This is a genomic window from Bradyrhizobium huanghuaihaiense (assembly GCF_007830635.1).
GTDB classification, from domain to species: Bacteria; Pseudomonadota; Alphaproteobacteria; order Rhizobiales; family Xanthobacteraceae; genus Bradyrhizobium; species Bradyrhizobium huanghuaihaiense.
Window position 1 is genome coordinate 183,690 of the sequence record NZ_VLLA01000021.1, and the last position, 11,510, is coordinate 195,199.

The window sequence follows — 11,510 nt, forward strand, 5'->3', positions numbered from 1 at the left end:
CGGGCAACCGGGACGTTGCGATCTCACTCTCCAGATAGTTCGTTCGACCACCTATTGCAGCGGTGCAACGATCGTCGGATGCTTGAACTGAGCGACGTCGAGATTCGGCAGCATTCCCGTCTCTGCGTAAATGTCGAGCATCTTTTGAATGGCGGGGAAGTTCGGCGCAGCTCCCGGGTCACGGCCGAAGTCGTTCTCCTTGAGCAGGTACGTCTCGAGAACCGGAACGGGAGCCTTCAGTACCTCGGACACGACCTTCAAGGTCTCTTCGCGGTTCGCCAGAGCCTTCTTCATGCCCGACGTGATGTCACGGACATAGGCTTTGACCAGTTCCGGGTTCTTGTCGACGAAATCGGCACGGCAGGCTTCCAAGATGTGCACGATGTTCGGCATGGCCTGCGACAGCGAGAACAGTTTCCTTGTCCCGCCCTTCGCTTCTGCGCGCGCGGCAAACGGCTGGTTCATGTTGACCGCGTCGACACGGCCCTGACGCAGCGCATCTTCAGAAACAGCAAAGCCGACCTCGACCAGCTTGATATCCTTGGCCGGATCGATGCCATTCTGCTTCAGCAGCAGGTTGAACGGCCCCTGCGTGCCGCCGCCGATCACGGAAATGCCGACAGTCTTGCCCTTGAGGTCGGCGATGGTCTTGATCGGCGAGTCATCCATCACCGCCCAATAGACCGAAAAGCCGCCGGGCTTCTCGAAGACATGCTGCGCCACGATGTAGGCCTTGAGATTGCCGCCAACCACGCCGTTGGAAAGCGACAGCGGTGCCTGCGTCGCGCAATCCAGAGCGCCCGCCGCCAATGCCTGCGTCATTGGCGCGGTGCCCTGAAACTGGGTCCATTCGATGTTGTAGGTCTTGCCAATATCGGGGAATTCAGCCGGGCGGCGCATCATCCAGTACTTGGACTCCTCGGCCGGGATCGTCCAACCGACGCGGATTGTCTGCTGCGCCCGTGAAGGAGCCGCGACCGCAATCGCGGCCGCTACCGCCCCTGTTGCCAGCATCAACCTCGAAACCGTTCGCATCGCGCCCACTCCGTTGCTCCGGCGCCGACCGGCGCCCCCAACCCGACCGACCCAAATGTTTCATGGTTCAAACAATCAGGCAAGCCATGCAAGCCGGCCCGGTTTCGTCCGCGAGCGCGCAATGTATGGTATGGCGGCGGTCGTGCGCCATTGCGCTGCGACAGGAGGAAGCAACCTATGGCTGATATAAGCAAGACAAACCCGCAGGGCGCCGAGCGGCTTGGCTATGTCGGCCTCGGGTTGATGGGAACGCCTATGACCCACCGCCTGCTCAAGGCTGGCTATCAGGTCACCGTGTGGAACCGTTCGGAAAGTAAGGTCGCTCCGCTCGTCGAAGCTGGTGCACGGCGCGCAACTACCCCCCGCGACGTTATGACGAACGCGGATATCGTCTTTATGTGTGTGACGGACGCCGCGGCGGTTGAAGAGGTGATATTCGGAGCTGAAGGTCTTTCGGCCGCAGCCGGTGCGGGCAAGCTCGTCGTGGACTTCTCGTCGATCCATCCCGACGCTGCGCGCGACCTCGCGAGCCGATTGAAGGATACCAACGGCGCAGGCTGGATCGATGCACCCGTGTCCGGCGGTACCAAGGGCGCCCAGGAGGGCACGCTTGCAATCATGGCAGGCGGAGACCTTGCCGACGTCGAGAGGGTGCGCTCTTACGTCCTCGCCATGGCACGGAGGTTCACCCATATGGGACCTAACGGCGCAGGTCAGACGACAAAGCTGTGCAATCAGGTGATCGTCGGATGCGCGATGGCCGTCCTCGCTGAAGCAACCCGCCTTGCCGTGAACGCAGGAATTGATGCCAATCGGTTGCCCGAAGCGCTCGCCGGTGGCTTTGCGGATTCCATTCCGCTTCAGCTTTTCGTGCCACGGATGGTCCAGGGCATTCACTCCCCGCCGCTCGGTCACATCGCCACGATGCTCAAGGACCTCGATACGGTCGCCGCGCTCGCGCAGACGACGTCAACGCCGGTGCCGATGGCGACGCTTGCCGGACAACTTTTCAGGCTGGCCAAGGCCGCGCGCGGCGCGGATGCGGACGCGCTGGAGATCTATAAGCTCTCGGCTACAGAATATTGAGCTTCCGAATACGACCAGAGGTCCCTTACGGCGACTTCTTGCGCTCATCATCGGCCAGGAACCGGCCATATGCCCCCCGCGCAAACAGCAGAGGTTCCCCGGCATTGTAGACATAGGCCTCGACTGCTCCGAGAAAGATCACGTGATCGCCGCCATAATAGCGGTTGACGGAACGGCATTGAAAACTGGCGACGCTCTCGGCGAGCACCGGAGCGTTGCCGAGGCCCGGCGCCCAATCGACACCGGCGAACTTGTCGTCGGACGATTTTGCAAACTTGTTCGCAAGCGCCTGTTGCGACGTGCCGAGGACATGGACGACGAAGTGGCTGGCGTTCTGGAACACCGGCAGGCTTGAGGAATAGACCCCGAGGCTCCAGAGGACCAGAGGCGGATTCAAGGAGACCGATGCAAATGAATTGCAGGTGATGCCATACGGCTTTCCATCCGCCGCCGTGGCGGTGATGATCGTTACGCCCGTTCCGTATGTGCCCAGCGCATTTCGAAAATCGCGGGGATCGATCGGCGAGCTGTCGCTCGCAAGTTCGTTGGCTGGATCGGGAACGGCCGGCTGCTTCGGCAGATCATTCATCGGCCGGCCTCACAGCGTGAGATTCTCGGACGGCAGGCCCAGCGCCACGCGTCCATAGTTGGTTCCAGCCGCATCAAAATTGAAGGCGAGATGTGAGTTGATCGCGTGTGCATCACGGAATTGCCGCTGCAACACCCCCGTCGTGAACAAGCCGCGCGCTCCGCTCGCCGCAAACAGCATCGAGACCGCATCTGTACACAAGTTCACCGAGAAGGCCCCGTCGCGCCGATATCGGGTCTTGGCTGACATATCTGGAATATGGCCACGCCTTGCGTTCTCCATGGCATCGACGCAAGCCGAACGCATGATCAGGCGCGCAGCGTCGATCTTGGCGGAAGCCTCCGCGATCTTGATCTGCGTGCTCTGAAAGTCGCTCAGCTTGGCACGGTTGTAGGTGGAAATGCGATGACGCGCGACCTCGGTATAGTCGTTCAGGCACGCCTGGGCATTTCCCAACGCAACACCGGACAAGACGTAAGGAAATAGCGAGAACACGGGTAACGTATACAGCGGATTGGAATTAACTCTGCTTCCCGGCGGCCGGCCACCGGTTAACTCGCCAACCGCGACGGTCATATCGTCGGCTACGAAGGCGTCCCGGACCTCCACGTCGCAAGAGCCCGTGCCTCGCAGCCCGGCGACATTCCAGGTGTCGAGGACTCTATAGTCGCCCTTCGGAAGCAGGAATATCCGGTACTCGATGCCATCTGCCTCGTCTTCAGAGGAGACCACGCTTGCAAGCATGTTCCATTCGCACGACGCGACGCCGGAAGAAAATGGCCAACTTCCGTGCAACCGGTATCCGCCCTTGACCCTCGTGGCGCGGCCGGCTGGAAAGATGAACGAGGAGGCAATCAGCGTATCCGGATCACGGCCCCAGACCAGATCTTGCGCCCTCTGCTCGAACATGCCGAGCATCCAGTGATGGCTCGCCAGATTGGCGAGATTCCAGGCCACCGACGCATCCGCCTGTCCAAGCAGATCGGCGCAATCAATCAGGGCGACATAGTCGAGCTCGGCACCGCCAATGCGCCTGGGCTGGAGCATCCGGAACAGACCGGCGTCGTGCAGATCCCGTTCGGTCTCGGGCGGAAGGTACCGGAGCTCTTCGGTTCGGGCAGCTCTCTCTCTCAGTCGTGGCAGGAGCGCCCGCGCGTTCGCGATCATTGCGGCGTAAGCGCGCTCGCCGGATCCCGGCCCCTCAGGCTGGCCCACGCTCGGCTCTTGACCAGGCGCCATTCCGCATCCCTCACTTTCCCACATTTATGCGGCGGGATTATCGCCAAATCAAGCCGATCGCTCCGAACCCGGCTGTCGGAAAGGAGGCGATATCGCGGACCGGCATCGTGAAGCAACGATCTGGAAGCCGCGCGATGCCAGCCCACGAGGTCAACCGCTCGGGGCTCAAACCGAGGGTTTATTTAATCCGAAGACTCCCTTCTGGACGAATTCCGCAATCCGGCGCTGGTCGTAACCAAGCGTGTCACGCAAGACGTCCAGGGTATGCTCGCCCAACAGAGGTGCGGCCACGGGATCGATCGCGGCGGTTAGACTCATGGTAATCGGCGTCTCGATGTTCGGGACCCAGTCGGCGGTAGGATGCGGAATCCGGCTCAGGCGATGGCGGTCGCGGGCCTCGGGTGCGTTAAAGCCCTCTTCGACGGTACGGAGATAGCCGACCGGGATATTGGCCAGCTTCATCTTCGCCATCCAGCTCTCGAGGGTATCGCTTGCAAAGACTTCCGCGATGGTTGCCCGCAACAGCTCCTTGTTCTCCGAACGCGCTTTGCGCGTTGCGAATTGCGGATCGGTGATGAGATCAGGCCGATTCAGCACCTCGACGACCAGCCGGCGATAGAGCCGGTCGTTGGCGCAGGCCATGTAGAGTGGCCCATCGGAAGCCTCATAGACGCCGACGGTGGGAGATCCGCTCGGCGAATTTCCGAACCGGCCGGGATTTTGACCATTGATCAGATAGGCCATACCGTAGAAACCCGTCATCGCCATTGCTATGTCGAACAAGGCAACCTCGACGTGCTGGCCGCGGCCCAGCCGATCCCGCGCCAGCAGAGCGAGAAGAATGGCGTTACAAGCCGTCATTCCCGTCGCAATGTCCACGATGGGTGGGCCGGTGCGCACCGCGGGCCCGTCGGCAAAGCCGTTGAGCGACATGAAGCCGCTTTCCGCCTGGGTGATGGGATCGAAGCCGGGGCGCGCGGCAAACGGCCCGGAGCGCCCATAGGCAGATATCGAGCAATAGACCAGCCGAGGGTTGAGCGGCGCGACCGTGTCGTAGTCAAGGCCGAATTTCTTCATGACCCCGCTCGAAAAATTTTCGACGACCACGTCGGCCCTGCGGATCAGATCCAGGGCGATCTCGCGGGCCTCAGGCACAGCGAGGTCCAGCGCGATACCGCGCTTGTTGCGGTTGAGGCTAAGATAAGCAGCGCTCTCTCCGCCGATTTCGGCATGCTCATATGCGCGTGTATCGTCACCGCCATCCGGGTTCTCGATCTTGATGACGCGTGCACCGAAATCAGCCAGCGTCTGCGTGCAGGCCGGACCAGCAACCACGCGTGTAAAATCGACGACCAGCAGACCATCGAGCGCTGCAGGACCGTCCGAGACCCGCGACGAACGTTCCGGCAATTGAGGCTTGGTGGACATCGGTGGCGCTCCCTTAACATCGGCTTATGGTCGCCGAATTTCCTGCAAGAGCAAACTTAAAGCGCGGCGCAACCAACTACGCAAGTGCTTCAACCACATACCTGAAAAAGCAAAAGGGCCCGGGCCATCGCTCAATCGCCCGAGGTAAGGTCCGCGAGATATGGTTTGCCGCGTTGCAGCTTGCGAGCCCGACATCGACCCCGATTTCGCGGCGCAAACAATCTACGCCAACCAGCTATGGGGTTTTGACTGGGACCGATTGTGACCGCAAACGTTGAAGAGCTAACTCGCAGCAGCTCGCCGGGCAAATATTGCCTCTGTCCCAGATTCTCGAAGGAAGGCGAGGCCGAAGGACTTTGTGGGGACGGTAAGATAACCACCCGCAAGTGGGGCGAGCGCAAGGGGTCAGCGCGTCGGCAAGCGGTCCACGATATTGGCAAGAACCTTGGACGGAAGCCCGATGCCCGACAATTTCCAGGTCGTGCTTTCGAGATGCATGCTGATGCTGCCCGCGTTCTGGCCCTCGCCTAGCCGCAACGCGAATTCGACGGGCTTCACTAGGGTGATCCGTCCAGCGAAAAAAGATGTTTGATCTGTCGAGATCTGCCAATGACGGCATCGATCCGAAGCTAACGTTTTCCGCAGCACTGCGCACGGTGCCGGTCATTAGCAACACGGAGAGATTTTCCTGCGTCATCAGCTTGATCGCCAGATCATCGGCGATCGTCGCGCCAAAGACGTTGATCGCCATCCGTTCAAACGGACGCACCGGCCGTTTCTGCCCTAGCCGGTCAAGGTATGCCGCCATAACCTGGTCCACGATGGAATGCCGGACGCGCGGCAAGTCAGTGCGGGCCATCATCTGAGCAACGTCCCCGCTGCGGGCGGCCGATACGAGCCCTAGGACCGAAACGAATGCCGACCCAGCATACACCACAATGCAGAGCAGGAGGATTGTAAAGGCACCCAGGAGCCACTTCATTCAGCGGCAATTTGGGGTGGCTCGCTTTGTTCCAGCAGACGCTCAAAGCAACCCCGGACGGGATGGATTCTAGGCTGCGGATGACGGCCGCCCCTCCTTCAAGGGTCCCGCATCAGCTCCAGGACACGTAGCATTTTCTGGAAGCGGCGCGCCCCAAGCCTTTCAGCGATCGACGTCTCGCATGCTGCGATCGCCGGCCGTAAGCGGCGTAAGAGTGCGGTGCCGGCTTCGGTCAAGTAAAGCACGTAGTAGCGGCGGTTGACGGCAGAGGCGGAGCGTTGCACCAGGCCCTGCCGTTCCAGATGGTCCACTAGCCTTCCGATGCCAGCGCGATCGATCGACAGCGTTTGCGCGATGGCGAACTGATTAGCGCCCGGGTTGGCCTCGATCATCGACAGCACGAAGAATTGCGACGGGCCGATTTCAAAGACCGCGAGCCGCCGGCTGATGTCTTTGAAGATCAAAAGCTGTGCTTGGCGGATGCGAGACATGAGCAAATTGGACAAATCCGGAGAGGCAAGCACCGCTGGCCCGGCTGGTTCTGCGGCCGGCGCGGCTCGCAGTGGCCTTACGACCCGCGGCCGCCTCAGTCTCTTTGCGGTGCGGACTCTATCGCTTGCCTTCTCCGGCGCCATCGACGGTCTATTGCCCTTAGCCCCAATCTGATTTAGCAGCGTCGCCGCGCGGCGCAAGCGGATTTCCCCAAGACGCGCCGAAGCCGCCAGGAGGGGACAGACAAAATTCGCCACACAAGACCCTTCGGGGAAAGGCCATCGCGCGCCGTCTCTGGCGGCGTTGTCAACTTCCCGGTGCCAGTGCTGTCCACTGGCACCGGCCTTGACAAGTCGGCAATCCAGAGAACCACCATGAAGACCACCGTAGGAAGACCGCGGACTCCGCTGGTGAGCTTTGATGCCGGCGGACCTCCTGGATTGGGTTCGTTCATTGTTGATCGGAGCCTCACTCAGGAATTATCCCTTGCTAAAGGAGCCGAGCAGCTTCGCGAATAGCAGGTCCTGTCATTCTTTGTCTTGCCGGCAGTGGTTTGGGGCTATCTACACTAGATCAGTCGAGGGCTACGTTTGATCTAACCGGTGACGGCTATCGAGTTCACACCGCGTGGGTAAATGCGGTGAGGGTTTTCTGGCGATAGACCTCGGTTCGAACGGGCAACGTGGGCTTGATGGGATCATTGATCAGTCCAAAGAAATTAGATTCACGGACTGGGATCCCGGCTGGACATCGGACGTGCAGGCGCTGCGTAATGTGTTCGACACGGACCATAATGGAAATTGGATTCGGACGACAAGTTATGGAGCGAATTCCGAATCTGGGAGGATACAAATGGCGATGGTATTTCGCAGCCCGGTGAGGTCAAGACACTTGCGCAGCTTGGCATAACATCCATCGACCTTAATCCAATCGGTCCTGCGATCCACTATTCCGGTGGATCTGTAATCAACGGCGAGCCAACTTATTTGCGTGCTGACGGGACGACTGGGGCCACGCGGCCGACGTGGGACTAGCCTATGCCGGTACTGGTCAACCACAAGCGGAGTCGTCAAGTCCGATCGACACGCAGCACAATCAGCTCGTCCAGGCCCTGGCGAGCTACACCGCTAGCAACGTTGGCACGGATTCCTCGACACTTGCCCCAACTAACGATGAGCAGGCGCATGCAACTATCGGAGTATCGCCAATCTAAGGCGGCCCAAAAGTGCGCAAACTCATTGTCTTGGGGGTTGGTTAGCGCCACGGTAGCCCGTACTTCGCCGCCCAGGTCAGAATAGCTGCCGGTATGGCCACGATAAGTCCGCTCCAATGAGGTGTCGTGCGCGCTGCGCTAATCGAACGCAGATACAGAAGCGCGCCCAGCAACGGGCCGTAGTTCCTTCTGAAATCTCCGTTCAGCTTGGCAATCTTAGAGAGCTCGGAAGAAGCTTCTCGTGCGTCGGCCATAGGCTGGCTCCGATTTCCTCTTTTAGGACCAGCGCCCTAGGATCGCATTGGCGGCCGAGACGCGGGCCGCCGGCGTTGCGTCCTCGCTGCGCATGACGCCGACGAGCACCCTGATGGCGGTTCTGGTATGGCTCCGCTGAGCGAATTTCGGTCAGGGTGCGCGCCTTCGACGTCCTCCCGCGCACGGGCACGGACCGGGGCACGCTCGAGCTCACATTCGATGATCTCCTCGCTCACGAAAACATCTCCCACAGCACGATTGCAACGAGACCCGCGAGGGCCAGCGATATCAGATAGGCGGTCATCGTCTCTCCACGAAGAAAAATGCGCGGCAGATTACGCAATGAGGCGCGATCGTTTCGGGCGCGAACCCTATCTCCGCGAAACCGGAGACCGCGGCGGCGCGAGCGAATGGCGCTCGCGTCGCGGACCGGCACGTTCGCGCGTGCACGGCCAGCAATGGTTCGGACGGCAGCACGCCGATCGGCGCTCCAGAACGCGTATCAAGCGAGTGCGTGGCCGTGATGCGTGAGCCGCCGTCCGATTCCGGAAACAGGCAACAAAAAACCCGCAGCGGATGCGTTCCGCGCGGGTGTTACGAACTTTGCGATGATGCCACTATGCCAGTGTTTTGCCCGACGGGTCAACCTCGAATTCTGTTTTTACAAAATTTACTCCAAGTATGGCCGCACCTCGGGCAAGCCAATTCCGCCATGAAAAAGCCCGCGAGCGGATTGCTCCGCGCGGGCCGATCCAAATTCTTTTCGATGATGCCATTCTGCCGGTGTTTTGCCCGACGTGTCAAACGAACGAATTCGCGCAAGCCGCGTTAGGCGGTCAGGATGACCCGCCATGACAGTCAAGACGACGTCACGAAATCTTCCGAGGTCAAGGCCGCGCATCGACAAGGAGCGCGCCACGCAGGAAGCGACCATCGAAGACACCGGGGAAACGGAAGCTAACGACCGCGATCTCGCGCATGGCGACGGCGGCACCATCGATCTGCCCACAAAACCCGGCGATTTGTCGAAGGACGACTAGGCCGCGCCACGAGCGGCGCGCATCTCGAGGATGCCATTCTGCCGGTGTTTTGCCCGACGTGTCAATCGAGGCGCGAAACAGGAAGCCCCTCCTCCCAGCTCAATATGTGGTGCGCAAGGGGCTTGCTTCAAGCCCCCTGTCATCGCGTAGAAGCCTCGACCCAACCAACAAGTCGAGGGGGCACGACATGCCTGTATTGCTTCCGACATCCCGTTCGCGAACGAGCGACAAGCGCGCGGCGGCCGCCGGCCATGCGGTCGTCATCGCCGGCGGCGGCCCGACCGGGCTGATGCTGGCGGCGGAACTCGCGCTCGCACAGGTCGACGTCGCAATCGTGGAGCGGCGCGCGGGCCAGGATCTCGTCGGCACACGCGCCGGCGGCTTGCACGCGCGCAGCATCGAGATGCTCGATCAGCGCGGCGTCGCGGAGCGCTTCCTGCGCGAAGGACAGATCGTCCAGCTCGCCGGCTTCGCCTGGACCAGGCTCGACATCAGCGATCTCCCCACCCGCCACGCTTACGGGCTCGCACTGCGGCAGAGCCACATCGAGCGCATCCTGGCCGACTGGGCCAGAGAGCTCGCGGTGCCGATCTATGGGAATCGCGAGGTGACGGGCTTCGCACAAGACGAGACCGGCGTCGACGTCACGCTGTCCGGCGGTGACACGTTACGCGCAAGTTATCTCGTCGGTTGCGACGGCGGCCGCAGCCTGGTGCGCAAGACGGCCGGCATCGACTTCGTCGGCTCCGATCCGACGCTGAGCAACCTCATGGCCGAGGTCGAGATGGCGCAAGAGCCCGCATGGGGTCTGCGTCACGACGCGCTGGGCTTTCACGGCCTCAGCAAGACGGAGAGCGGACGCGTGCTGGTCGTCGTGAGCGAAGCAACGCGCGAGCGCAGCGGCGAGCCCGGCTTGCGCGGTCTCAGCGACGCGCTCGTCGCCGTGTACGGCACCGATTTCGGCGCGCACAGTCCCGCCTGGATCTCCCGTTTCACCGATGCGGCGCGGCAAGCCGCTTCCTATCGCGAGGGACGCGTGCTGCTCGCCGGCGATGCCGCGCACATCCATCACTCCGTGGGCGGGCAAGGCCTCAACACCGGCCTGCAGGACGCGGTCAATCTCGGCTGGAAGCTGGCGCAGGTGGTCAAGGGCATCTCGCCCGAAGCCCTGCTCGACACCTACCACACTGAGCGTCATCCCGTGGTCGCGCGCGTGCTGCGCAACACCAGGGCGCAGATCGCCCTGCTCCGCCGCGCCGACGATGGCCTCACCGCCGCGCGCGAGGTCATGTCCGAGCTGCTAGGCATGGACGAGCCGCGCAGGCGTTTCGGCGCCATGATGAGCGGGCTCGACATAAGCTACGATCTCGGCGAAGGGCACGCGCTGCTCGGCCGCCGCATGCCCGATCTCGACCTGATGGTCGAGGGCCGGCCGCTGCGATTGTTCACGCTGATGCACGGCGCGCGGGCGCTGCTGCTGAACTTCGGCGAGGCGCCGGACCCCGACATCGCGCCCTGGGCGAATCGCGTCAGTCTCTTCCGCGCCGGTTACGACGGCGCGTGGGAGCTCCCAGCTGTCGGGCAAGTCCTCGCGCCAAAAGCCGTGTTGGTGCGACCCGACGGGCACGTGGCGTGGATCGGCGACGAGAGTCGGAGCGGACTTGCGGAGGCGTTGACGAGGTGGTTCGGACCGGCCGCATAGCGCACGAACGTCTCGTTCACCCTAGGCTGTGTACTCATTAAGCGGCTGGCCGCCTCATGTCCGCTCACCGCCTAACTCCGGCGGGAAAGCGGACGTCGCCCGAGGTCGCCGAAGGGCCAATTCCGGACGTCCGCGAGATTATCTTGTTGAGCCGTCCGGCGGCGAACCCGTCGTGACGTGGTCGTCCGACTCAAGCTTCGATTCTTATCGGGCCACCGATTTGCTTCCCGTGAGCGAAAGTTGGCGAGGTGCGCGGTCCGACGCCGGAAGCGCGCCGCCAGCCAGAGCGTCGATTCTTTGCCGCAGATGTTCAACCAGCGTTCCGGAACCAATGGTGAGGCAGTGAGGATGTCCCCCGGGCAGCTGGATTACTTCGAGCCGAGAACTGATTCGCCGCCATGCGTGGCCGTTGTGGCCAGCCGCGTAAAAGATCACGGGCACATCGAGCG

Annotated in this window: 12 protein-coding genes and 1 pseudogene; 4 read left to right on the top strand and 9 right to left on the bottom strand. The window is 61.8% G+C overall.

From position 1 onward, the window contains the following. Positions 1-51: 51 nt before the first annotated feature. Entirely contained in the window at positions 52-1,035 is a 984-nt protein-coding gene (locus IQ16_RS33075) for an ABC transporter substrate-binding protein (protein WP_026312014.1), read from the bottom strand. Between the two features lie 177 nt (positions 1,036-1,212). Between IQ16_RS33075 and IQ16_RS33080 the strand changes: the two genes are divergently transcribed. Next, positions 1,213-2,121 (top strand): NAD(P)-dependent oxidoreductase, encoded by a 909-nt coding sequence (locus tag IQ16_RS33080; RefSeq protein WP_026312013.1) that lies wholly within the window; start codon positions 1,213-1,215, stop codon positions 2,119-2,121. A 25-nt stretch (positions 2,122-2,146) separates the two neighbouring features. Here the strand turns inward: IQ16_RS33080 and IQ16_RS33085 are convergent, their stop codons facing one another. From IQ16_RS33085 to IQ16_RS33105, 6 genes and pseudogenes are all read right to left on the bottom strand, one after another. Then, entirely contained in the window at positions 2,147-2,710 is a 564-nt protein-coding gene (locus IQ16_RS33085) for a flavin reductase family protein (protein ID WP_018643125.1), read from the bottom strand. A 9-nt stretch (positions 2,711-2,719) separates the two neighbouring features. Then, the gene (locus IQ16_RS33090) at positions 2,720-3,949 is read right to left on the bottom strand and encodes an acyl-CoA dehydrogenase family protein (protein ID WP_020607887.1); all 1,230 of its coding nucleotides are present in this window, start codon (positions 3,947-3,949) and stop codon (positions 2,720-2,722) included. A 165-nt stretch (positions 3,950-4,114) separates the two neighbouring features. Next, entirely contained in the window at positions 4,115-5,377 is a 1,263-nt protein-coding gene (locus IQ16_RS33095) for a CaiB/BaiF CoA transferase family protein (RefSeq protein WP_018643123.1), read from the bottom strand. 405 nt (positions 5,378-5,782) lie between these two features. Next, positions 5,783-5,935, bottom strand: a complete 153-nt coding sequence (locus IQ16_RS46735; protein ID WP_018643122.1) for a hypothetical protein — start codon at positions 5,933-5,935, stop codon at positions 5,783-5,785. A gap of 178 nt (positions 5,936-6,113) precedes the next feature. After that, a pseudogene (locus tag IQ16_RS46740) lies at positions 6,114-6,359 on the bottom strand (DUF2939 domain-containing protein); the annotation flags it as partial. A gap of 98 nt (positions 6,360-6,457) precedes the next feature. Then, complete coding sequence (locus tag IQ16_RS33105) at positions 6,458-6,850, bottom strand: MarR family winged helix-turn-helix transcriptional regulator (RefSeq protein ID WP_244635970.1); 393 nt, start codon at positions 6,848-6,850, stop codon at positions 6,458-6,460. An 801-nt stretch (positions 6,851-7,651) separates the two neighbouring features. Here IQ16_RS33105 and IQ16_RS47810 point away from each other — a divergent pair. Then, the gene (locus IQ16_RS47810; RefSeq protein ID WP_488226077.1) at positions 7,652-7,885 is read left to right on the top strand and encodes a hypothetical protein; all 234 of its coding nucleotides are present in this window, start codon (positions 7,652-7,654) and stop codon (positions 7,883-7,885) included. A gap of 220 nt (positions 7,886-8,105) precedes the next feature. Here the strand turns inward: IQ16_RS47810 and IQ16_RS33110 are convergent, their stop codons facing one another. Then, positions 8,106-8,318, bottom strand: a complete 213-nt coding sequence (locus IQ16_RS33110) for a hypothetical protein (RefSeq protein ID WP_080648064.1) — start codon at positions 8,316-8,318, stop codon at positions 8,106-8,108. An 852-nt stretch (positions 8,319-9,170) separates the two neighbouring features. Between IQ16_RS33110 and IQ16_RS33120 the strand changes: the two genes are divergently transcribed. After that, the gene (locus IQ16_RS33120; RefSeq protein WP_018643118.1) at positions 9,171-9,359 is read left to right on the top strand and encodes a hypothetical protein; all 189 of its coding nucleotides are present in this window, start codon (positions 9,171-9,173) and stop codon (positions 9,357-9,359) included. 187 nt (positions 9,360-9,546) lie between these two features. After that, entirely contained in the window at positions 9,547-11,061 is a 1,515-nt protein-coding gene (locus IQ16_RS33125) for an FAD-dependent monooxygenase (protein WP_018643115.1), read from the top strand. A 204-nt stretch (positions 11,062-11,265) separates the two neighbouring features. Here the strand turns inward: IQ16_RS33125 and IQ16_RS46340 are convergent. Continuing rightward, positions 11,266-11,510 (bottom strand): hypothetical protein (locus IQ16_RS46340; RefSeq protein ID WP_208751652.1); only part of this gene is annotated, 245 nt, incomplete at its 5' end.

Coding starts and splice junctions, on each gene's coding strand:
- IQ16_RS33075 (WP_026312014.1), bottom strand. CDS start 1,035: ATGCGAACGGTTTCGAGGTTGATGCTGGCAACAGGGGCGGTAGCGGCC.
- IQ16_RS33080 (WP_026312013.1), top strand. CDS start 1,213: ATGGCTGATATAAGCAAGACAAACCCGCAGGGCGCCGAGCGGCTTGGC.
- IQ16_RS33085 (WP_018643125.1), bottom strand. CDS start 2,710: ATGAATGATCTGCCGAAGCAGCCGGCCGTTCCCGATCCAGCCAACGAA.
- IQ16_RS33090 (WP_020607887.1), bottom strand. CDS start 3,949: ATGGCGCCTGGTCAAGAGCCGAGCGTGGGCCAGCCTGAGGGGCCGGGA.
- IQ16_RS33095 (WP_018643123.1), bottom strand. CDS start 5,377: ATGTCCACCAAGCCTCAATTGCCGGAACGTTCGTCGCGGGTCTCGGAC.
- IQ16_RS33105 (WP_244635970.1), bottom strand. CDS start 6,850: ATGTCTCGCATCCGCCAAGCACAGCTTTTGATCTTCAAAGACATCAGC.
- IQ16_RS33110 (WP_080648064.1), bottom strand. CDS start 8,318: ATGGCCGACGCACGAGAAGCTTCTTCCGAGCTCTCTAAGATTGCCAAG.
- IQ16_RS33120 (WP_018643118.1), top strand. CDS start 9,171: ATGACAGTCAAGACGACGTCACGAAATCTTCCGAGGTCAAGGCCGCGC.
- IQ16_RS33125 (WP_018643115.1), top strand. CDS start 9,547: ATGCCTGTATTGCTTCCGACATCCCGTTCGCGAACGAGCGACAAGCGC.